Source organism: Ignavibacteriales bacterium (assembly GCA_026390795.1).
In the GTDB taxonomy this organism is placed as follows: domain Bacteria; phylum Bacteroidota; class Ignavibacteria; order Ignavibacteriales; family Melioribacteraceae; genus Fen-1258.
The window spans coordinates 2,010,511-2,034,164 of record JAPLFG010000003.1; the positions used below are offsets into that span (position 1 = coordinate 2,010,511).

The 23,654-nt window shown below is 34.8% G+C and carries 22 protein-coding genes; 12 read left to right on the forward strand and 10 right to left on the reverse strand.

The window, feature by feature from the left end:
* Positions 1 to 106: 106 nt before the first annotated feature.
* The 9 genes from NTX65_12360 to NTX65_12400 form a co-directional block, all read right to left on the reverse strand.
* Complete coding sequence (locus tag NTX65_12360) at positions 107 to 832, reverse strand: hypothetical protein (protein MCX6170129.1); 726 nt, start codon at positions 830 to 832, stop codon at positions 107 to 109.
* A 69-nt stretch (positions 833 to 901) separates the two neighbouring features.
* Positions 902 to 2,248, reverse strand: a complete 1,347-nt coding sequence (locus NTX65_12365; GenBank protein ID MCX6170130.1) for a hypothetical protein — start codon at positions 2,246 to 2,248, stop codon at positions 902 to 904.
* Between the two features lie 84 nt (positions 2,249 to 2,332).
* Positions 2,333 to 2,902 (reverse strand): NADAR family protein, encoded by a 570-nt coding sequence (locus NTX65_12370; protein ID MCX6170131.1) that lies wholly within the window; start codon positions 2,900 to 2,902, stop codon positions 2,333 to 2,335.
* Positions 2,903 to 3,011: 109 nt separating this feature from the next.
* Entirely contained in the window at positions 3,012 to 3,464 is a 453-nt protein-coding gene (locus NTX65_12375) for a hypothetical protein (GenBank protein ID MCX6170132.1), read from the reverse strand.
* A gap of 51 nt (positions 3,465 to 3,515) precedes the next feature.
* Positions 3,516 to 4,580 (reverse strand): tyrosine-type recombinase/integrase, encoded by a 1,065-nt coding sequence (locus tag NTX65_12380; GenBank protein ID MCX6170133.1) that lies wholly within the window; start codon positions 4,578 to 4,580, stop codon positions 3,516 to 3,518.
* Positions 4,577 to 4,849 (reverse strand): helix-turn-helix domain-containing protein, encoded by a 273-nt coding sequence (locus NTX65_12385; GenBank protein ID MCX6170134.1) that lies wholly within the window; start codon positions 4,847 to 4,849, stop codon positions 4,577 to 4,579. Before NTX65_12385 ends, NTX65_12380 begins: the two co-directional genes overlap by 4 nt.
* A gap of 40 nt (positions 4,850 to 4,889) precedes the next feature.
* Positions 4,890 to 5,693 (reverse strand): hypothetical protein, encoded by an 804-nt coding sequence (locus NTX65_12390; protein ID MCX6170135.1) that lies wholly within the window; start codon positions 5,691 to 5,693, stop codon positions 4,890 to 4,892.
* A gap of 194 nt (positions 5,694 to 5,887) precedes the next feature.
* On the reverse strand, positions 5,888 to 6,490 hold the full coding sequence (locus tag NTX65_12395; GenBank protein ID MCX6170136.1) for an ATP-dependent Clp protease proteolytic subunit: 603 nt from the start codon (positions 6,488 to 6,490) through the stop codon (positions 5,888 to 5,890).
* Between the two features lie 286 nt (positions 6,491 to 6,776).
* Entirely contained in the window at positions 6,777 to 7,340 is a 564-nt protein-coding gene (locus NTX65_12400; protein MCX6170137.1) for a hypothetical protein, read from the reverse strand.
* Positions 7,341 to 8,217: 877 nt separating this feature from the next.
* On the opposite strand from NTX65_12400, the gene NTX65_12405 reads away from it, so the two are divergent.
* The 3 genes from NTX65_12405 (at position 8,218) to NTX65_12415 (ending at position 12,104) form a co-directional block, all read left to right on the forward strand.
* A complete protein-coding gene (locus tag NTX65_12405) occupies positions 8,218 to 10,872 on the forward strand; it encodes a DUF5906 domain-containing protein (protein MCX6170138.1) in 2,655 nt (884 codons plus the stop codon).
* A gap of 534 nt (positions 10,873 to 11,406) precedes the next feature.
* Complete coding sequence (locus NTX65_12410; GenBank protein MCX6170139.1) at positions 11,407 to 11,733, forward strand: hypothetical protein; 327 nt, start codon at positions 11,407 to 11,409, stop codon at positions 11,731 to 11,733.
* Positions 11,734 to 11,744: 11 nt separating this feature from the next.
* On the forward strand, positions 11,745 to 12,104 hold the full coding sequence (locus tag NTX65_12415; protein MCX6170140.1) for a hypothetical protein: 360 nt from the start codon (positions 11,745 to 11,747) through the stop codon (positions 12,102 to 12,104).
* Between the two features lie 223 nt (positions 12,105 to 12,327).
* On the opposite strand, the gene NTX65_12420 is transcribed toward NTX65_12415, so the two are convergent.
* Complete coding sequence (locus NTX65_12420; GenBank protein ID MCX6170141.1) at positions 12,328 to 12,891, reverse strand: fibrobacter succinogenes major paralogous domain-containing protein; 564 nt, start codon at positions 12,889 to 12,891, stop codon at positions 12,328 to 12,330.
* Between the two features lie 2,071 nt (positions 12,892 to 14,962).
* On the opposite strand from NTX65_12420, the gene NTX65_12425 reads away from it, so the two are divergent.
* The 9 genes from NTX65_12425 (at position 14,963) to NTX65_12465 (ending at position 23,569) form a co-directional block, all read left to right on the forward strand.
* Complete coding sequence (locus NTX65_12425; protein ID MCX6170142.1) at positions 14,963 to 16,513, forward strand: YCF48-related protein; 1,551 nt, start codon at positions 14,963 to 14,965, stop codon at positions 16,511 to 16,513.
* A 359-nt stretch (positions 16,514 to 16,872) separates the two neighbouring features.
* Positions 16,873 to 18,042 (forward strand): hypothetical protein, encoded by a 1,170-nt coding sequence (locus tag NTX65_12430; GenBank protein MCX6170143.1) that lies wholly within the window; start codon positions 16,873 to 16,875, stop codon positions 18,040 to 18,042.
* Positions 18,043 to 18,258: 216 nt separating this feature from the next.
* Positions 18,259 to 18,876, forward strand: coding sequence for a DNA/RNA non-specific endonuclease (locus NTX65_12435; GenBank protein ID MCX6170144.1), 618 nt, complete (start codon positions 18,259 to 18,261; stop codon positions 18,874 to 18,876).
* A gap of 163 nt (positions 18,877 to 19,039) precedes the next feature.
* A complete protein-coding gene (locus NTX65_12440) occupies positions 19,040 to 19,966 on the forward strand; it encodes a DUF4268 domain-containing protein (GenBank protein MCX6170145.1) in 927 nt (308 codons plus the stop codon).
* A gap of 188 nt (positions 19,967 to 20,154) precedes the next feature.
* Positions 20,155 to 20,763: a hypothetical protein gene (locus NTX65_12445; protein ID MCX6170146.1), complete on the forward strand. Its 609-nt coding sequence runs from the start codon at positions 20,155 to 20,157 to the stop codon at positions 20,761 to 20,763.
* Between the two features lie 139 nt (positions 20,764 to 20,902).
* Positions 20,903 to 21,073, forward strand: coding sequence for a hypothetical protein (locus NTX65_12450; GenBank protein ID MCX6170147.1), 171 nt, complete (start codon positions 20,903 to 20,905; stop codon positions 21,071 to 21,073).
* 159 nt (positions 21,074 to 21,232) lie between these two features.
* Entirely contained in the window at positions 21,233 to 21,664 is a 432-nt protein-coding gene (locus NTX65_12455) for a DUF1801 domain-containing protein (GenBank protein MCX6170148.1), read from the forward strand.
* Between the two features lie 126 nt (positions 21,665 to 21,790).
* Positions 21,791 to 22,726 carry an alpha/beta hydrolase gene (locus NTX65_12460; GenBank protein MCX6170149.1) on the forward strand — a complete coding sequence of 312 codons (936 nt, stop codon included), beginning with the start codon at positions 21,791 to 21,793 and terminating at the stop codon, positions 22,724 to 22,726.
* Positions 22,727 to 23,005: 279 nt separating this feature from the next.
* Positions 23,006 to 23,569, forward strand: a complete 564-nt coding sequence (locus NTX65_12465) for a HEAT repeat domain-containing protein (protein ID MCX6170150.1) — start codon at positions 23,006 to 23,008, stop codon at positions 23,567 to 23,569.
* Positions 23,570 to 23,654: the final 85 nt, after the last annotated feature.

The window sequence follows — 23,654 nt, forward strand, 5'->3', positions numbered from 1 at the left end:
CTAGACGGCTTATATGGCCCTAAAAGATGTGTACTTGGCACAAACATGGCACAACTTTGTTGAGTAAAACATGCTCTACCCCCAGACAGGTGGAGTTTTAACCACCCTAAGTAATTTTCAATTTTTCAATAAGTATATCGAAGAATTTTTTTTCACTATTATTAAATCTTTCAATAAGTTCAAGCAAGTATTCATTAAAACTCTTCGAGCTCAAGCCTCGGTAATTAATCAACTGTGAGTGCAAATAATTGGCGAATCTATGGACGGTGTTCCATTCTGCAGCCATTTCCAGATTCTGCCATACAAGATTGCTTGTGATAGAAAAGGACTTATCAGGTAGTCTAACTTTCTTGATTTTTACAATTGCAGCTACTTTTTCTCCTACGCAACTTTTAGAAACTATTGGAAATCGTACATTTATTTTATTGGATGAATTCTGAGTGATACTGAATTCTAATACCTCTTTTAGTTGATCTAAAATTGTACGATTGATGATTAATGATCTCAATAAGGGAACTATCTCAAGAATTGTTTTTCTATCAAGATTTAATTCGGCGCATATCCGTGTGACTCCGAACCCATCTGAGTATAGTTTTACGATTCCTAAAAAAATTGATGAACTGATATGTCTCCCTTCGAGAAAACTTTCTTTCCTCTTGTGCCATTCTTTCTTGCACTTGTAACACTTAATACGGCTCCGACTGAGATGCCCCAGTTTATCTGATCCGCAGTGTGGGCATTCGGTAAATCTTTTTAGGATTCCTTTTTCATATAGGTAATTTTCCGCAGCTTGTTCGTCTTGTAAATATTTTGATAGTTCAATCATGTTCATATAGCCTCCTTTAAACAACAAAAGCCGCCACAGTTACGAGACGGCTTGGAATTATAGATATTATATTGTTTATTGACTCACTGACTTAGCGATATGAGCCTCTTTGTTTAACCCGATTTCATCCCACATCTCCGGTGTCTCAGCGGACAATCTAATGACCAGATTTTTATGTGATTTAAGTTCTTTAATAATCATTTGGTAAATGTTCTTTCTGATTGATTCATGATAGCGTATTCTGTCTTTAGGATAGTTGATTAGATTCGCATCGTTCATGAAGAGATTGTTTTGTGGAATAAATTTATTAATCTGATTTACTAATTTGGTTTTATACCGAACAGCGCCAAAAGAGAAATCAATGACATTATCTAAATTAATTTCTTTTTTAATCTGATCAATTAATTGAAGATAGTCAGATTTGTACCCATTATAGACCATGATGGGTTCTACTACTATTTTTAATTGAATTCCTTTTGCCGCCTGAATCTTTTTCGCAGCATCGATCCTTTCAATCAAAGAGGCTGCACCAATTTCATAATTGTCAATTGCATATTTCGTATTAAGATTGATTGCTATCTTCAGACGGCTCTTCGATTTACACATTAATAGGTTAGTAACATTTGTAGACTTAGTTCGCATACTTATCTGAAGCTCTGGATACTTATCTAACATTCTGATAAGGTCTGATGAAAAATCAGTTAAAGGATCAATAGCCAAAAAATCTGTATACTCCGAAACATTCAGCCACGGAAGATTTTTCCGATTAGCTTGATAATATTGTGGTATGCTTTTGGTCAATTGTTCCCTAGTAGTGTGATCAATATTCTGATCCAGCCTATTAAATATTTTATCGAGGTTAGTATCTAAAAAGTCTTTTGCTTTTTGATCGGAATCAATATTCTCAATTATAAATCGCTTTCTTAACCAATCGGCTGTTTGTTTCAGATTTTTCGGAATCTTAACCAGCTTTTCATTTGATAAACGACTAAGCATAGTCCAAATAGTTAGAATTGAGCAGTGAACAAATTGTTCCAGCACAATCTGCTTTTCTAAGTCATCAATATTTACATAGACTTCCTGCCATTGTCTCTGATACATTGATCCTATCAAATAACAAAACTGGCAATTATAAGAACAATGCCAGTTAAGGGTTAGGATCGAACCAAGGTCTTCAACTATTTTACCGGGTGAAGCAAAAGTTGTCACAAACGGAGTTGATTTGCGAGTTGTAACAACAAGTGTTTCTTTTAAGTACTCATATCGCTCATAATTGTTAAGTCCATCTGGTAGTAGTGGCTGTTCATCGGGAATGAAAGTTATATTATTAATCGATAAAGTGCGGGCTCTGTTGATTATGTCAGTAGTCTTAGAATATGATGCTGCTGAGAGTGTAACTATTATTCTTTTTATTGTATTCATTTAATTAGCCTTTTCTTAGATATTAAATATCAAGCCACCACTGTTACGTGACGGCTTTTTAAGTTATTATTTGTATGTTAATTATTATTCCGAAACCGATGAGCCATAAAGAATTGCACGGCAGAGTTGTAAATATCCATCGTTTTTAGAAGCTACTATTTCATCTCGTATTTCCATCCAAAGTTTTCCAAGTTTGTTTTCTCCCACCCAAGTGCCATCTACTTTCACTGAACCCCAGAATCGAGCGGATTCTCTATCGTGTGTTGTGCAATCTTCAATAATGATTGCATCACCGGTTTCTATCAATCGCTGCTTAAGATCCGGATGTTGTTCGAGTTTAAGTATTAGGCATTCTTTCATTCTTGGAATATCATCCAGTGCCTCATCCCATTTTTCACCTCGGCCGAGAAGATTACGATTTTTTCGGGCTTTCATCTTCGCTCCCATCGGAGATTTTTGTTCGAGAATTGTACTTTGGACACCCGGATGATTTGAAAATCTGAGCCACTGAAATAAAGCCTCAGCAGTTCTAAATATTTTCCCGTCATGTTGAATTGGGTGTGGCGACATATTTGAGAGCCAACCACCGGGATCTTTTACTTTTGTTATTGTTACTTCCTCAGGACCAAGAATAATCCCTTTTAATTTTTGCATTATATTTTTCACCTTTTTTTATGATTTAATAAAACCGCCACAGTTGTGACGGTTTTATATTATTTGAAATAAATTAATTAGTACTGACTGAGAATTAGGAATAATGTGGTCAGCTCAAATTGAATTCTTTACAGAATGCCGAAGCTTGGTCTCTTCTTTCTTTATGCCATTCTCTAAAAAAGCTCTTTAGTTTTTGAACCAATTCGTTCAAAGTAGTAGCTTCCAAAGTTATTTGAAATTGCAAGACTTGGTCCAAATTAAAGCAAACTGAATCAACGTCTTTAGAGTCAATGCTGTATTTCTTAATTAATGGTTTATAGATTTCCATTCCTTTAACAAAATCAATTCCAAACTCAACTCTGGTAGCCTCGATACAATCAAATTCCCCAATGGCATCTATTTCAAACTGGCATTTGATATAATTGTTATTTATCCTTAAAAAAATAGCATTGTTAATGTCGTAAGTTTCTTTAATAGGATCTTCTTCTATAAAAAGACTGAACGCATTATTCAAATCCGCCAATTTTTTATCTTTTACTTCCTCGAAATCATATTCTATCATAAATAATTCCACAATAAATTTGCTGCCGTCAATTTCGACAGCAGCTGAATGTTAATAATTAATTAAACTATCTAACTTAGAAATCACCTCATGCAATTTCTTCGGATCTACTTTAGTGTAGTGATCCGTCATTGACTGAGGTTTGTGTCCCATCAAGTATTGCCTTGCTGAATAATCAACGCCTTGTTGACTAAGATGGGAGTTAAAGCTATGTCTCCACTTGTGATTAGTTGCGTTCTTCTTAATTTTGGCTTTTTTAGCGATTTTTTTACAGGCACTAAGCATGGTTTTTTCGCTAAGTTTTTTACCCTTCGGATGGACGAAAATATATTCTGAGGACGTGCTTTCTTTCAGAGATTTAACAACCTGAAATAACACGTTGCTCATAGGTATATCACGTTCCGAAGAAGCATTTTTTGTTACAAAGCCGGGAACACTTCTAATCTGGAGAAGCTTGTTCTTCCAATCCACACGTTCCCAAGTTAGATTAATGAATTCGTCTACCCTCATACCGGTTAAGAAAAGTCCGATGAAAGCAATCTTAAACTTTGGATCCATTTCCTGCAAAAAGAAAGCAGTGATTTCTGAAGTATCATAGTAATCCTCCTCTCTTTCGAGAAGAGTTTTTTGCTTCACCCTTTCTAATTTCACAGAATCAAATGGATTTTTCAGAATGATATCCCGCAAGACGTGTTCCTTGAACAGAGATTTAATCGCTGTCAAATAGAAATTTATCGTCTTAGGTGATGCATTGCTTTGCATCAGAACTTTCTTGAACTCATCTGCATGAGAAGTTGTGAATTCGTTAATATGCTTTAGCCCATTAGCGTCTGCGAATTCAAGCAGTGTTTCAAAAACATACTTGTACTTCACATACGATTTATTAGCTAGAGACTTTTTCTCCAGAATTGCGCTGTCAATTGCATCAGAGAATTTGATTTTTCTTCTGCGAACACCATGGCGCTCTAGTTTGAAATCAAGCTTCTCTTTTTCAATTGTAGCGATGTAATCTGAAGCATCTTCTTTTCTGGGGAAGGTCGGGCGTAAACGAATACCTTCAAAAGTAGTAACGTCTACGCGGTACCCGCCATTTTCCAGTTTGCGTATCTTACTCATTTGACACCTTGCGCTAAAATTCGCTCAAGCTCAAAAACGCTTATCATATATCTATCTCCAAACTTTACAGCGGTTATTGATCCGCCGGATATCTTCTCGCGAACAAAATCGTAGCTGAGATTTAGAATCGTTGCTACTTCTTTAATCGTGAATTGAATTTTGTTTGGAAATAGAATATTCAATTTGTCAAAGAACTTAGAGCTGTTTAACATCTGGTGATCAGAAGAGCCCTCGCTATCAAGAGCGGGGATACATATCTTCTTCGCCATTACTCATCTTATGCCGAATTTTATAAATAAGTATCTATCATCAAACCGGAAGAGAATGCTTTCGCAACACTGATTTAATACTCTCTTTCCAACGAACTTTCGGATTAGTATGAAGTAATTCGTAAAGCTTGATAATGTTTTGATCGCTTTGCCAGTCAATTAACTGCAGAGCTTTCTTTTCTGTCTCTGGATTTAGATGACCGTTAAACTCAAGACGACCGCGTCCGGTAACACCAAGAAGTCTATTGGCTTTTCCCATCCAGATTGTTTCTGTTACATAAGGATCAACTCGTTTAACTACTCGCTCAATGTGATTATCCAACATCGGTTCGCAGCTAACACTTGTCTGAAATCCATTATCAAATGCATGTTTCAAACAAGAGAGTCTTTCCTTAAAACTAGGAGCGTTTGGTTCCCAGAATTTCAGCACCTTATCATTTGTAGAACCAATTGTGAATCTGAACAATATTTTGTTTTTACATTGATCAAACTCTTTGCAGATTCTTTCGATACATTCGGGATGTGGCTTACTGACTATTAATACATCGTTGCCAGCTTCCAGAATTTTTCTAAGGAACTGTATAGATTCCTCAAGATGTGTCGGTGTTATATCATGAGATGAAGGGAACATAACTAGTTCACCAACGTTTCCGATCTTTTTATTAAGATCATGTTGCCGAACTCTTTCTGTAGTCCAATCCTTTGGATTATTCCACCCATAACGCGTTGCCATTTCAAGAGAATAACAATACAGACAGCCGTGCTCACACCCGTGGATGAAATTGAACGATTTATTCGTCCAATCTCTGTGCTTCTGAGTATTTATTGATTTTTTATTTTTCATGTATTTATTTGTTAAAGTTAATATGAGGAGCTAAATCCTCTCGATATAAGGATGCTGTCTTTTTACGGAGGAATATCAGTTCCATGTAATGGATACATGAGGCTTTTCATTTTTTATCCTTTTGTTTTTTTAAGATTTTGACCCGGAAAAATAAACCGGAAGGATTGGTAGATCCCCCGGTTTTTTCCATTCATCTAGATCTTTTGATGGTCGTCGATTATTTCATCGACCAAACCAAAAGAAAGGCATTGTTCGGGAGATAAATAAAAATTAGTTGAAGCTTTCTTTTTCCAGAATGAAGCAGTTTGTGTGCTGTACTTCCCTAGTATTCCGAAAATCTTATCTTGAGACTGCTTGGCTTGCGCAACATCATTGGTCAGGTCTAATGCTGTACCATTAAACATTGCAGAAACTGGATGAATCATTACTACTGAGTTTCTGGTGATTGATCTTTTACCAGTGCCGCTAGCTAAGATCGGAACGGCTGCTGACATGATAGGCCCAATTCCAATGGTATTTACTTTTAGCTTCATAATGCGCATATAATCGATGATCCCTAAAGCAGTATGAACATCACCCCCATATGATGATATAAAGAAATTAAGATCAGACTTATCATCTCCGCTTTGATTAATAATTGATCTACAACGTAGAACGAAATCGCCCAAGGATAATAACTGAATTTGTGGATCAGAAAACACCATCCTATCATGTACGTCAATTCCACATTGCATATTGTTACTAACTTTCTCTGGATTTATGCTGCCGTCATTATTTAATCTGTTTAAAAATTTCACTTTTGTTTCCTTTTAATTATTTAGTAAAGAATTAGTTAATAATATTTTCTAAGGCTACTTTTATCCCCGTAACCTTATTGGGGAACGATTAGGCTTTGCTAATCCAATCAGTATTTCAAAGAACATTTCGTATTTCCTGCGTTAAATAAAAAAAGAAACATTTTGAATGTCCTTGCAACATTTTATTCTATTGTGAAATTGTGTGAAATGGTTTGTCATATCTTGAAATAGCAAGACCAATTTCTTATGTGAAATTGGTCTCTGAACAGAAACAAGTCGTGTGCTACTAAAAAACTTCAAACTGAATGAATGGTAAATGAATGAATTCGATTAACTTTTGTTTTCCTCTACTAGAAATGACAATTGATCTTCGAATTGATTCAGCGATTTCTTTCGCTTCATTATGTTGGGTACCTTTTACTAAATTGTACAATCGAGTTGCTGCGGTTCTAAATGGTTCAACTGCAACTCCTTTCTTGAACGTATCGAATTTAGAAAGGCCTGATTTTTTAGCGTAATCAGATAAGGAATATTTGTCTTGATTCGTGAATAGGTAAGAAAAATATGTCCAATAAATTGAAGGCTCAGTTACGATTGGAGCTTTGTTAGGATCAGGATAAATTTCAATAAGCTTTTGATCGTTCGGATAATTAGTAAATCTTAAATAGATTCTTTTTTTTCTATTACGAATTATCTGAAGATCGTCCTCAATTGAGGATGAGCTATTACTGAAACCTAAGTATTGCAGAGATGATGAGGAATTAACACCTTCCGAATTATTATTTCCTGATAATGCATAATCCGGATTACTTAATGGAGCGCCAGATGGCTTCTTTGATGATTTGAGCATATTTCACCTTATAAACTTTACAGTTCTAAAAAAAGTTTATAAGGAAGAATTATAATCCCGGAGTTGAGAGGAAAAAATATCGTTTCTTATTATGTATGCCATTATATTGAGAAAGTCGGGGTCTATTTACCAGCAACTCCACCACTTAGTCCAAGCATTCTCATGGCTGGGTTTTTCATCAAAGAATCACCACTAATACAAAAATACAGAAGTTTGACCATTATTTCAAATGAGACAGAAAAAATATATTTCAGCCGAAGTTGATTAGCTTAAAAAACAATCTTTTCTTCTTCTCCAAAACAAACTCTTAGCCCAACATCAAAAGGTAAATAAAAATACAAGTCATTAATGCTTGTTGCCACTGAAAAACCGCCGAACCAACAAAACCTACACCGGAAACCCCTTATTTAAAACAAGTTACAGAGCCAAAAAAATCTTTCATTTTTTGAAAATAAAACTTGGCTTTATATTCCAGAATCATTTATACTTAATCATAGCAATTGAATACTTGATACACACAAAACAGCCTATCTGACAACTGTAATTCTATCATTGACTGAAAACCTATTAATTTATTAAACTAGGAGAATCCCAATGGATTCGAAATACTATCAGCATAAAGACTTCTATTTATGCGCCTATCTTCTTGTCCAGCATTGCCAGCTCATAAAACATGAGCGCATCGGCAACTCGACGACATTTACCTTTTTGGACACCCCTGAACTACGACAACAAATAAGTGATTATTTTAATATGAGATCATATGTAGAACCAATTGCTTATTCATCGTCTATAAAAATGTTAAAAACTTTAATACATTCAAATAGACTAGAGGTAATACCCGCATTAACATCTTTCGACAAGGGATTAAATAACAATGAATTTTCAAACAAATTTGGAGAAAAGTTCTAATACAAGTACAGAATCTATTTTCAAAATATTAAAAGAAAAAGTAACTATTAAAGAAGTTGCAAATCAATTACAACTGGACTTTGAAGAGTCCGGGAATGTTCTAAAAGGTTCTTGTCCCTCAGGTCACCCTTCTGCAAGCGGAACTAGTTTTGTAATGAACACCGATACAAATCTTTGTCATTGTTTTAACTGTGAAGCCGGTGGCTCAGTGATCGATCTAGTAATGCTCACTCTTAATTATGAAATAAAAGAATCAGTAAAATGGATAGTTGAAAAGTTCAAACTACATAACGAAATAGATTTATCCTCTCTTAAAAACTTCACTATACCTACAGAGAAAAAAGAAACTGAGATTAACCGCCGTATCGCGCATCAGCTCTTGGAAGAAGTTGTACGATGGGGTAAAGAAAAACTTTATCAAGAAGAAGGCACAGAAGTACTCAATTACCTAACCGACCAGCGCAAATATGGAAAAGACAAATTAATTGAAACAGAATTTTTCTACTTCCCTCCTGTTGCTGAAATAAAAGAACATCTGAATGAAACGTTTCCGGCACTTCATGAGCAAATAAAACGGCTTCCATTAAAGGGGGCACTTGGAGACGTTGTTAGACTTGCCTTCCCATACCGAAATCGTTCAGGTATGATTACTGGTATCATAAAAAGAGTACCTGACTCTAAGGGATTGCAGAAATTAGATAAGGATGGATCACCCAAAAAAGATAAGAATGGAAATGATATTTATGAGAGATATGATAGTACATTCAAAACCGTTAAAGAAGATTTGTTTGGTCTGAATAAAATTAAAAAGGCTGAAACTCTTCTTATCGTTGAAGGTTATCCGGATGCAATTATTTTACCTGCATTAGAATATAATAATGTAGTAGCCTTAGGACAGGGTTTGTTTAGTAAGCGGCATATTGCCGGGCTCGTTTCGAAAAAGGTCAAGAATGTAATTCTGGCACTCGATAACGATAAAGTCGGTCCCAAAAACACACTTAGGGCGATTGATATTATTCTAAGCTCGACCAATATCAATGTATTTGTACTTGAACATACTAAACTTGGTTCACATAAGGACCCAGACGAATATGTACGCGCTAAAGGCGTTGATGATTTTTCAAAATTAGTTCTTGAAGCGGAAGAGGGGGAGTTGTGGAAACTAAAACAGATATGTAAACCGGAAGTAATTAAAACAGCAATTGGAAGAAGCGCGGCCTACGAGCAAGCACTAAGTTTCGCGTTACTGATCAAAAATGAAATAACAAGAGCAGATTATTTTTCTGAAATGTGTAAAACATTTTCAAAACATAAGACTGATATTCTTGCCGATTACCGAAAAGTGAAAGCAAATGGGTTAGTGCAGAGGTACAAGAAAGAAAAGGAAGGATTTGGTGAAAGGTTGACCAACAAATACCTCCCCTTCATCGAGAGGGCCACAAATGCTTATGCATATTATAACAGAAATGAAGACGAAGTTTATTTGGGTGTAGGAAAAGAAATTCTGGAACAAATCATGATTTCAAGCGGACAGCGAATGCCTGAAATATTCCCCGTGTTAAAAGCTGTTTATAATCCATTTTTAGATAGGAAATTTGATTTTGAGAATGAGCACTTCAATTTGTTCACACCCTCCAGGTACCTGATGTTTGAAAAAAATAAAGAAATAATCGAGCTCTCAAGTAGCTGTCCCAGTATTTCAAAACTTTTGGCCAACCTGATTCCTAGGCCAGATGAGTGTGAAAGATTCATTAATTGGTTAGCCGGAATTTTACAAACCCGTGAGAAACAGTTTACAGCCTGGGTTTTTAAGGGTCCTCAAGGAGCAGGTAAGAATGTACTTCGCGAGCGCATATTGCAACCATTGTTTGGTAAAAGGCAGGTAATCCAAGTAGAAGACCAAATGCTAGAGTCTGAATTCAATGGATACTTAAAGAATGTAATGATGATAGCTTTTAATGAAGTGGCTAACAAGGACAATAGTTCCCGTAACAGTGTTAAGTCGAAGATAAAAGCAATTATCACTGATTCTGAAATATGGATAAATGAAAAGCAGATTAGACCATTCCCGATAGAGAACTTTGTTAATTGTATTTTTTTTAGCAATGAAGGAGTGCCAGTTTTGATCGAAGATGGAGACAGACGATTTAATGTGGTTAATACCGGAATACCTTTACGTGAATTCAGCTGGTTTAATGCCGATCCAGAAGCATTTTTAAATTCTCTTTCGGTTGAGATCCCAGCATTTGCACAGTACTTAATGAATTATGAGTATGATCCAATTAAGGCCAAGACAGTATTCATGAATAATGAGAAATCTGCATTAATAAAAATAGGTATGAACAGATTCCAGGAGTTTGCAAAGTATCTGAAAGATGGGGATGTAGACTGGTTGAACGAAAGTCAGGAATTTTCTTTAGTAAATCCAAGAATAAACGTACTTCATATTGACGTACAAGGGAAAATTCTAAAGGATACAGCCTTGAAGTTGTTTAACAATATCTATCCAAAGAATCCGGAAACAAAAACCTCTTTAACTGTAAAATTAGAAATCTACGGAATCAAAGCAGTACGACTAAATGACATGTTGGGAAACAGGCAACAGTATTATCAGTGGTGAAAAATCATCCATACTAAGTATGGTTTGAACCATACTTTGACGTGCTAAAAAATGTTGTTAAAATGAGGTAAAAATGAGCAAAACCATACCTATCCATACTATACCATACTTTATTTGACCTAGGTAGGTAAATAGTATTATAGATAATTATAAATAGCTACAGACCAGGTTCACCAGACTATGGATAAGTATGGTTTAGTATGGTAATGCTTGAATTGAGCGAAAAAACGAAGATTTTTTTGGAGACAAAAGTATGGCAAACTATGGTTTAGTATGGATGGAAATGGGGGCTTATGTTGGTTAGGTTGGCTATTAGGCCAGAAGCGATCGGGAGCTGTTTATTTTGGCTATCCTTATGTTAACGCTGACCAACAAAACCAACCCTGACTGGAAACTGTATGGGTGATAACCAACAAAACTGACAACTGAATTTATCTGGAAGGTCCAACAAAACCAACCCAGGCTTTCCGCACAACTCGCAATCTGAAAACATGTTTTAACCTATGTATCTATTAATATTAATAGGAGAACCCTATGAAGCATAAAAAACACAAGAAGCATAATTATCCGAAAACAAGAAAACCGAGAAAAGAGACAGGCTACAGCATGACCTACAAGGTCTTAAATGAGATCGGGAAAGACCAACTTTTTGAAATATGGAAAGATAATGGTCACAGAAAAACTAGCGACATCGTAACGAAGATGCTTGGCGTTTGGGTTACTGAAATGGTCATCCAGTATATAGCTCAGAAAAAGTTTGGCTGGGTCCGAGTTGTTACGGACAAATCATTGCCGATATACAAAGGTGTGTTATCGGGAAAAGTGCCAGCTTCGGTTTATAAATCAATAATATTTCAATAAGGAACAAAATCATGGACACAAATGAACTTTTACTTAATCTAGTCTTAAAGCTTGAACCAACATTAACGGGCGCTGGGATGTATACTGGATTAAAGTATTCAGAAGACCCAATACCAATAAATGAATTTATGTTATGTCTCGAGTGGCTAGGGCAGCAACGGATTGGAAAGAAAATAAATTCAATTAGAACGAGCTATTCTCTTAAGAGTTATTGTGAAGAATGGACAAAAAAAATCAAAGGGCAGTTTAAGTATATTTCTAACGGCGCTATGGTTGCAGCAATTATAGCATGTGGAATAAAGTATTGTAAGATCGATGATGATATGAATGTATTTGCAGCTGTTTACATTCGGGAGGAAGAGTGTGAATAAATATATTCCGTTTGGTATTCTTGATCAGAAAATGCTTGATCGTATTCGGCTGAAGCAATTTCGGAAGGATGTTGAGAACTGGGTCAAGATAGATCACAAGGATCGATATAACTTCGGAGTAATCGAAAGTATCAAGTCATTGATGCAGAAGTAGGTGTGTGAGTTTAGTTTGTTGGTTCTGTTAGTAACTGGCGGAACCAACAAAAACTAACGTCTCGCACAACTAGTCCTTGATGCAACGAACACTAAAACCAAATTCCTTGCCGTAATCGGCCAGACAGATATTATTATTATTAAGGTTTAGGTAAAGGTAACGTGCGTAAGTACTGCTCACCTCAGTAGAACTCCAGAAATAAGCGAATTCCTTCATATAGAAGAAACAATTATCGAGGCCACGGTAGCCCCCAAGTAATGCTGAAAATCCGCTACTGTTTGAACCTATCCCGTTGCTGGTTCCTTGCCCTATTGCTTTTAAGGCATTACTGCTATTTTTTACAACTTTAATCAATGTTTTGAATTCTTCATCTGTCGCAATGTGCCAACCTTGTGGTGCTAATCCTCTTGGATCGTTCACGGTATACCAGTTATATAGTTTACCGTAATTTTCTCCGATTTCAGAATCATTATTGTAATAACACCAAGCAGCCTTTTCTCTATACCACTTATCCCCCTTGACTTCGGGTATAGAATCGCCATTACGGAAGCGATTCACATTTATATTATCGACCATCCATTCTTGCTCTCCAATTAGAACGGATTTATAAATGTTGCCCTCAAAATTACCCAATCCTTTCTCCTTTACTTCGTATTACAAATATGCGGGATTAAAATACTAAAAATTTACTGGCTAAGAGCCAATCCATAAACACTGTTTATTATTCGCACTATTTCACATAAACGTAATTTCAAAGTCCCATTATCCGTAAGCTGAATCGATACTCTTTGATTAGGTATAGCAGTGCCAAAATAGCTCTGAGAATGTGAACTAGAATCGATGGCTAATTAATTTAATTTTGTGTCAGTATGCTAAAAAGTATCAGAAAATGCTAGACAGTATTCTGCTTAGACAATTTCGGAAGGAAATAGAGAGTTGTGTTAAGATCAATCGGAAGGATAGATACACATTTGCGATAGCGAATAGGATTAGGGAATTGTTGCAGAAGTAGTTTGGGTTAGTTGTTGGTTCTGTTAGTTAATGGCGGGACCAAATTCGATTTATTAAAATACAATCTATAAAATCCTGCGGATAAGAAATAATTTTTGTGTGCCAAATATTATTTAACGCTTCTAATAGCAAAGAACATTCCACTTAATTAATCTTTATTAATTGCGATAATAATATATTGGAAACATTCAATTTGCGTTGCAAGTAATTTCTAGGAATAAGGAAAAATGAAATTGTCAATTTCAAAAATATGCGGAACCAGAAGTAGCGTATACGATTACAGAATTGGTGCAAAAGTATTTGAGTGGGGTTAGTTGTTGGTTCTATTCTAGTGGGGGGACCAACAAAAACCTAGAGCAATAATCAAATCAGTCATTAAAAACATGTAACACTCCGATTCGCCAGATCAAATTATGGTCTCAGGTTTTACGATTACCAGACTTTCCTTCCAATTTTTAAAGAAAGAGATGATAGTGGAAAAGAAGAGTTTATCCCAACTAGTGATTTGAATTTTTTTGTGGACCTAATTAGAATTTCTAGCTGCTTCTTTAGGAAGATGATTTTAAGCTGTAATTAAATTCTGGAATTGAAGAAACTTAGAAAAAATTTGAGCATGGTGCGTTTTGAAGGATTTATTTTAGAAGCGTAAAAATAGCGATTTCAGACCAGAATCGTTATTATTATTGCTGATGGAATAATGAACAGGCACATGATAAAATTCGTCTTTATCGGTTCGATGGGAACTCTTAGACTCTTATAAATCCGCTATTGATACTACCTCCTTCATTGGCGAGTAATTTCCTTAAATTTCTTCACATAAAAGATGTAGTTCCTTTTTCATCCCTTCGCTCGATTTATGGGTCTCATAAATTATCTTAGATTACCCACGAAAAAAAATTTAAATAATGAAATGAAAATTGTTAATTGAAGAATTCTTCATGCCTGAACTAAATTTAATAGAAATACTTTTGACTTTTGGTTTCACATATTTGGTGTTTTACATAATATTTGTTGAATTACTTAAGAGCCACAGACTTCTAAAATTACATGAACAAATAAGAGAAACAATTCGTGTAGAGAAAAGCTTGGATATAACCGAATCTATAAAAAGGATGTTGTATATAAATGCAACTTAGAAAAAGAGCTTCCCCCAATTGGTAGACACAAAAAAATGTATATGTAATACCTGTGCCAATTCATTATTCAATCCGAACCTAAATCTGTGATATATATGGCGTGTGAAAATAGCAATTTTAGTTTAGAATCATTACCTATCCAACTGGGTGTTCGTTTTCGGAAAATTATCCCAATCCCATTAACCAGCACTTATGCGCTGTTGTACATTATCATCGAAACAGAGAATCATACTTTTTAGCCGGATACGTTTCTTGCCGGTAGCTTCTCACCATTTGACAGATATCTCTTTTTAGTTTAAGTTGCAAAAGCAACAAAGATAAATCCACGATGCGTCATCAAATTCAAAATATCATTTCCTTTCAGCTCTCTCGAAATATTAGTCGTAAGACTTTATACATATAAATTAACAAATATTGTCTGTGAGACCAAAGTCAGAAAAGTGGCATACAAATCACAAGTGTGAACTTTTTTACTTTCTTTAGAAAACTTCGAGTTATAGCGCCAAAATGGTTTAATGAATTTAACTCTTATGCTTAAATAAAATGAAGGAGAGAAAATGAAAAAATCATTATTTATTTTACTTCCTTTATTAATAATGTCTTGTAGTTCGAATCAAACAGTAATTATTAGTAACCCTCATGATATTGATCGAGGAAAAGAATCAATAGTTGTTGGAACAATTGAGATTTATTTAAGTGTCAATGAAGATGGTACTTTCCCTGATAATTATTTTCAGTTTTCTGAGGATCCATCTGAAAATCCGCTAAATATTAAATTATCAAACACCAGTAAATCTTTTAAGCTGATATGTAAAAATAAATACCCGACTATCAAAGATCCTCATGAAAAACTGATTCTAAAATTCTACATCAGCGCAATATGCGAACCTGAGAAGTATTCTATTTATAGTCCTAATATTTTAGCAGCTGTAGCCCCGGGTGCCCCACGTAAATCTTCTATTATAAGAACATTTAATGTTCTGCCAAATACAATTATTAATCTCGGTAAGACGCAAATATTTTTAAGAGAAACATCCTCGAACTCATCAAATTATACGGTTAGAGGACTAGATTTATTAAGTCCAACATATAACGATTATCTACATACTCCGTATAAAGTTTCATATGACAATAGTATTGAAGATAATGAAGCGTTAGAAGTATTTAGTATTGATTACCCGAAAATTTATCAATCGTATGATCTTAAATTAACGACGTCTTCATTAACCACAATTACACCAAGAAATGTTACGAACAAAGATCTTGCTGATGTATGCTTTACAGAAAAAAATAATGGTACTGCAGTAGGATGGAGTGGGACAATACTTCGGACAACTGATGGAGGAGATAATTGGGCGCCAATTGAAAGCGGAACGACAAAAGGGCTTTTGTCCGTTCATTTTACAGATATTAATAATGGTACGGTGGTTGGAACAGATGGTACAATACTCCATACAACTGATGGAGGAAAAACTTGGGAATCACAAACTTCTGGAACCAAAACATATCTTTCTAGTGTCTTCTTTACAAACTCAGATAATGGCACTATCGTTCATTGGATGGGGTCAATTCTCCATACTACTAATGGAGGACAAACATGGGCGGAACAACCATGTGAACATAAAGGTGGCTTTTTTGGTGTTTACTTCTCAGATATAAATCATGGGACAGTTGTAGGTGATGAGGGGAAAATATTTCATACGACAAATGGAGGAGGTACTTGGATATCTCAAACAAGTGGAACGACAAAAATTCTTAATAAAGTCCACCTCACAAATGCAAATAATGGTACTATTGTTGGGAGTGATGGAACAATTCTTCGAACAACAGATGGAGGAAATATTTGGGTGCAACTAGAAAGTGGAACTGATTATGACCTTACATCCGTGTGTTTTACAGATACAAATAATGGTATAGTCGTTGGTGAAAGAGGTACAATACTCCATACAACTGATGGAGGAAAAACTTGGGACGTAATAAAAAGTGGAACTAAATATAATCTTAATAGTATCTTTTTTTTAGATTCAAAACATGGTGTTATTGTGGGTGATGGTGGAACGATACTAAGAACAACAGATGGAGGAAAAACATTTACTGATAGAATCTAAAAAATATTTGTGTTAAGGTAATTATGCCATAAAATTCGTTTTCCCTCTGGACTGCATTTTCATGCATCATTATTCTAATATTCTTGTTTTGTGAAAATGTTTAGCATTGCTTTTTACATTGTTCTATCAAATAAAATTGTTAATAATTATCGGCAGTGGCTTTTTAGTTCGTCATTGCAGTTATTGGCGGCGCTTTAGTTGCATGCCGTTATATGCTAAAATAAAAAATGAAAACTTTTGTGTTTGATCCCAAAATATTGATATCACCACCATTTATTAAATGTCCCAAATGCGGACAAGAACAATTTGGTGTCCTATCAATTAATCAAGACTCATATTCTCGAAGGTGTCGTAATTGTATGTTCCCAAGTCGTGATGAGCCTGAACAACTTTACTTTTTGCCACCCCTTAATAAAAAAGTAATCTATCTTGACCAGTTTGCTATAAGTGAGATGATGAAATTATTGAATCCAAATACTGACGCATATCAAGAAAATAAAATAGATCCATTTTGGAAATTATTGTTTGAAAAAATAGAAAGATTGTGCAAACTCCAATTAATTGTATGTCCCGATTCTTATTATCATGAAGACGAATCATTAGTTACTCCTTTTTACAAAGAACTAAAGAGGATTTATGAATTATTCAGTCATGGAATAACATTCAGTGATTCAATGGATATAAAAATTGCTCAGTTCTTAAATCACGCTGAGAAATGGATTAAAGGTGATGATTTCAACAAAATTGATCTAGATGCTTCTGACGTAGTTTCTGATGATATAAATTCATGGCAGAGCAGACTTATAATTACTTTGGAAACAGACTATAAAGTTGACTGGATAGAAAATATTAAACGTGCTCGTGAATCTACTCATGAAATTATGAAAAACCTTTTTGATGAATGGACTTTAATAGAAAATTTTTCATTTCAATCATTTTATGAAAAAGAAAGTAAATCTTATGGTGGAAAAATTTTTCATGATTTTCTTGATAACATTAAGTTATATGCACAAAACGATTCTAGTCTGATCCCCAAAATTATCAATAATCCATTCACTTCAATATTATTCCGTGGTTTTGAAAATATATTTAAGAATAATAATGTTTCAGAAAAAGATTTATTGCCAAGAATTATCGAATATTTAAATTCTGACATCTTTGATTCTATCCCTTACGTTAAAATATATTGCTTACTAATAACGGCATTAGCACGAAAAGCTAAGTCTGGTCAAAAGAAACCTCCTAATCGAGGGACGGTAAATGATATTTCTATTGTTTCTTATATCTTACCTTACTGCGATGCAATATTTATTGATAATGGTTGCGAGGCGTTATTATACGAAAACCCTATTCCCTCAATGATTTCTGAATATAATACTCAGATATTTTCTCAAAATAAGAAAGATAAATTTTTAGAATACCTTGATGAAATAGAAAAATCAATGTCAGTAACTCATTATAATTATGTGAAATCGGTTTATGGAGAAGAATTCTTAAAACCATATTTAACTATTTTCACTCATAATTAGCATATAACCAGTTTTCCAAACCGACCTCTTTAAACATTGCGTCATTCGTGTGGTAATAGAGTTTCGTTAAAAATGTTAGTCGCTCTTTGAATGTAGTAACTAATTGAATTAATAATTAAATTATTGACGTCAGCTTTTCAAAACTGCATGCTGTTATGGGCGAAGGGCTAAACCCAATACCGTTATATTAATAAATAAAAATTAAAAGGAGGAGAAATGAAAAAGTTAATTTCAATCTTTGCCCTTTTTATTTCTTCCTGGGTCTTTGTTTTTCCACAAATTAAAGTGGATAAAGGTATTTATAAAGCCAAATTCAGTAATACTCTCCATGAACCGACGTATGTGAGTTACATCTTATACAAAGGCGGAGGTGATTGTGACCGTAAGAAATTCAAATTTATAAATGATATGCCGAACCTTCAAACCGCCACAGATGAAGACTACAAGGGAAGTCCATATGATAAAGGACATTTGGCTAATGCAGAAGATTTTGCATTCAATTGCAAAAAAGATGAGTTAACATTCAGATATTATAACTGCCTCCCACAAACACCAAACTTAAACAGGGGTATCTGGAAAACAATTGAGACACAAGTAAGAAAATGGTCGCAGACAGATAGTTTATATATTATTTGTGGTGGCTATTTCGGTAATAAAAAAATTGGAAAAGCAGCAGTACCATCATTTTGCTGGAAAGTTGTTCAGGCTATCAAATCGAAGAAGGTATTATTCTGCGGATGGTTTAGTAACACCGACCATGCAACAGTAGATTCCACATTGAGTGTGGCTGATGTGGAAAAGAAACTTCATAGCCATCTTACTTTGTTTAATTAGTTTTATTTATCCTTATTGTCTTATGGATGATTTAATACAAAAACAACAATATGATTAGTAAACAAAGTTATTTTTAAAAATAAAGTTGCGTTAATAATGTCGGCATCGCTGTTATGGGAGGACGGTTGAAAAGTCACGCAGTTATATGGTGGAGAGAATATAAATGATATCAAAATTAATTACTGTTGAATTGAGAGAAGTCTGGAAAAATGAAGCGAAAGATTTTACCACTTGGCTAGGAAATAATCTAGATTATCTTAAAGAACAATTAGGTATTGAACTTACTTTAGTTGAGATAGAAAAATCTGTTGGCTCTTTTTATGTGGATGTTTTAGCACAAGACGACTCTGGTCATTTAGCAATCATCGAAAATCAACTTGGAAAAACAGATCACGATCATTTAGGAAAAGTGCTTACATATTTAACCAACCTTGAAGCTAAAACAGCGATATGGATTAGCCCTGATCCGAGACCTGAACACGTAAGTGTTATTAATTATTTGAATCAGATTTCTCCTGAAGACATCCGCTTTTACCTGATAAAGGTAAGTGCTTTTAAAATTGATTCATCGTTGCCTGCACCACTTTTTACAATTATTGCTGGGCCGGGAAACGAATTACGTGATATTGGCAAAATCAAAAATGATTTGAGTGACAAAGACAAAAAAAGATTTGAGTTTTTTTCTCAGCTATTAAACTATTCAAATAGTAAAACAAATCTCTTCAGCAATGTTTCACCTGTTGGTTATCAAAATTGGGTTACTGCCGGTGCTGGTAAATCTGGATTATATTGGGTTTATTCTGTTTGGTTAAATAAATCTAATGTTCACTTATATTTTGGATCATCCGATGCGCAGAAAAACAAGGAACGGTTTGATAAATTGTTAAATAATAAAACAGTAATTGAAAATGAATTTGGAAATAGTTTAGAATGGGATTACAAAGAAGGAAGACAACAACATTATATAAAAACGATTTCTAATGGTGGTTTAAACAATGAAGCTAATTGGGAAACTATACAGAAAGATATGGTCGTAAGAATGATAAAACTCGAAAAAGTGTTGGGAAAATATTTAAAAGAAATTGAGTAAACTACCAAATAACCTCTTTAATAAGTAAAAAAGCAAGAGGACAAAATAATTCTTTACCTATCCGTAAAGACAGATGAATAAAAGTGTTCTTGGAAAAGAAAAAATAATTGAATGAGTTTAGAACTTAAATTCGGCGGTGTTGATATTTAACATAACATGCCGTTATGTAACTAAATAAAGGGAGAAATATGGTGAACAGAAAGAACATTCTGTTTCAGTTGCTATTTGTGTTCTCTTTATCCGCAATTATTTCGTTTATTATGGGATGCCGGGGGACCAGTAACAAAAATGAGATCAACGGTGGTTTTGAGATAAAATCCCAATCACAAAATGGACCTGAAGGCTGGTCTTCACCACCTTTACTTGAAACAAAAAATTTTGTTTCCTTTACCTGGGATTCAACAGAACATCATAGCGGCTCCCACTCGGTATCAATTGCAATAGACTCAATGCCTCCGAAAGATCATGTCTTTGGGTTCAACTGGACAAGAACTTTTGATGATTTTATAATTGGTAAAAAGTATTCAATCAGCGGATGGATAAAAACAAAAGATGTTTGGGCCCCGGCTGAGATTATGGTACTATGTAAGGATTATAATCATAATAATAAAGCTATGGCTGTTGCTCACGATTTAACCCACACGTCGTACCCAATTAAAGGAACATCTAATTGGACTCTAATAAAAACTAATTTTACTGTACCTAATGATACCAAAGAAGTGCGTATACTGGCCCGCATCAATTATGGATCAAATATCGGCAGTAAAGTATGGTTTGATGATATAAAGATAGAATGAGATAGTAATTGTTAATAAAGGTAAAATAACCGCTTAAAAAAGGATTTAGTCAAAAGGCTACGAAAAAGGAATTGAGAGATTAACAGCGCAGGTCGAATTTAATTTGATCTTAAATATATTATCGAGAAGGAGAATAACAATGAAACTGACAAAAAATATCGGTATGCTTTTGCTAGGCATTTGGTTGATCATAAGTGGATTAATACCCCTGATCAATATCTACTTCACCGGACTCAGCACGCTCATGGCAATCCTCGCCATCGCTTCGGGCGCTTTTATTCTGTTATGGCACGATAGAATAATTCCGTGATTCGATGTCGCAACTAACGATTAGTCTCTAGAGTGAAGTTTGTAAGGAACTTTACAGTTGTTGAAATTTTTTTTGAAGGAACTGATCAACGAATCAATTAAAAAGGTTTACCGATCTGGATAAGGTTGTATATTTATTGAAACCAATTTAGAGGATGACATGGCAAGGAAAGCTGAATTAAAAACGAAGGCCAATGATGCAAGCGTGGAAGATTTTCTGAGTTCTATTGCAGATGAACAAAAGCGTGAAGATTGTTTTGAGATTCTCAAATTAATGAAACAAGTTGCAAAAGAAACGCCGAAGATGTGGGGTTCAAGTATTGTCGGGTTTGGAAGCTATCATTATAAAGGTGCCAGCGGACGCGAGGGTGACTGGATGTTAACCGGCTTCTCGCCACGCAAGCAAAATTTGACTGTATATCTGATGGGTGGATTTGACTCGGGGAAAAGTTTACTCAATAAACTTGGAAAATATAAAACCAGCGCAGGCAGTTGTTTATATATCAAAAAGTTAGATGATGTGGATAAAAAAGTTTTGAAAGAACTGATTGCTGAATCGATAAAAACGATAAAGAAGCTTCAAAAGAAGTAAACATTATTGAGACGGATAATCAAAAATGTTCTTGGAAAAGAATAAATAATTAGATGAGATGAAAATTCAAAAATCGGCAGTGTTGGTCTTTAACATAACATGCCTTTAGGCATATTAGGGATAGTTATGAAAAATATTATTCTGGCATTAGTGTTAGCCACTCTAAGCGTAATTAGAATTAATGCCGAAGAAGTTTCCATTATTGTCAACGGATACATTCTTAAAGGGACTTTAGAAATTCCAAAGTCCAAAGTACCGGTTGATATAGCATTGATAATAGCCGGTTCCGGCCCAACCGATAGAGATGGTAATAATTATCTCTACGGTAAAGGCAATCCATATAAAATGCTTACAGAGCTTTTTCTCAAAGAAGGAATTGCATCATTGCGGTATGATAAAAGGGGAATCGGCGCCAACAATATGGTTGATGAGTCAAATCTTACATTCGATATGTATATCAACGATGCTGTTGAGTGGATTAAATATATAAGAAACGATAAACGCTTTTCAAGGATTATAGTTGTTGGCCATAGTGAAGGTTCGTTAATTGGTATGGTAGCCTCAAGGCTAACGGATGTAACTAAGTTTATATCATTGTGCGGCCCGGGAAAACCAATTTATAAAACTCTTGAGGAACAAATTATAATAAGAGATAAAATGCCGGAGGATTTGGCAAAACAATTCAGAAGTATCATCGACAGTTTGAAACAAGGTTATAGAGTTAAAAATGTTAAAAGTGATTTTAATTCGTATTTCAGACCGAGTGTTCAATCTTATATGATCTCCTGGTTTAAATATGATCCTTGCATTGAGATTTCAAAATTAAAAATACCTATTCTGATAATAGGTGGGACAACCGATATTCAAATTCAAGTTGAAGATGCTGAGTTGCTTTCAAGAGCAAATGAGAATTCCAAATTGGCTATCATAGAAGATATGAACCATCTTCTAAAGGAAGTGCCGACACGCGATACTGAAATTAATTTTCAAAGTTATGGCAATCCGGAGCTACCTTTATCAGAAGAACTATGCAAAAACCTAATAAATTTTATAAAAGAATAATCCATATGCCTAACGTCTGTAATAAATAAAAAGTCAAAAGTATAAAGATATTCTTGACCGATCCGTTATAGACTGATGTTAAATGTTTGCAAAACAAAGATAGATGTTGTTCAACAAAAATAATATTCAACATGAGTATTGTCTGAAAAACCGAAGTCAGAAATGTGGGATAAATAAATCCCAAGGCTAAACTGTTTTTTCATGATTTTTTTTCTATAGACAACGACGTTAGGCGTAACTGTAAAACAATACAATCAAAACATCATAGAGGAAAAAGTTATGTCATCAGCAATGATTCACGAACAAATTGAAATATTAAAAAAGGGTGATGATGAAACCAGAGAAAATGCCATCGAGGCATTAGGAAATATCGGCCCCGATGCCATCTTAGCAGTTCCTCTCATAATCGCGGCAATTAAAGAGGATAATCTATGTTGGGCAGCAACCACAGCTTTAGGAAAGATAGGCGGTAAAGATGCGACACAAGCTCTTTGTCATGCATTGCTTACTGATAAAGATGCGGGTGTGCAAATAAGAGCTGCTGAGAGTCTCGGGCGAATTGGTGATTCCGCTTCCCTACCTTCACTGATTAAGGCACTCGAAAACCCATATGAAGTGGTTCGTGCAGTGGTTATCGAAGAGCTTGCCATTGTGGGTGATAAGACAATTGAACCTATTATCAAGAAAGTGTTAAATGATAGTAGTCAATTTGTTAGAGAATCAGCTGCAAAAGCCATGACAACTCTTAACAATAAGGCAATTAAAAAAACAGTAAGTAATACTAACTCAGAACCAGCCCCGCCCGCAAGAAAGAGCTGGCTTAAACGACTTTTTAAGAAATAAGAAATATTTACAGATTGTCGAACAGGGCGCTGCACCCGAAGGCGGCAATTGTGTTATAATTTAAGGACTACTTTGAAAGTCAAGC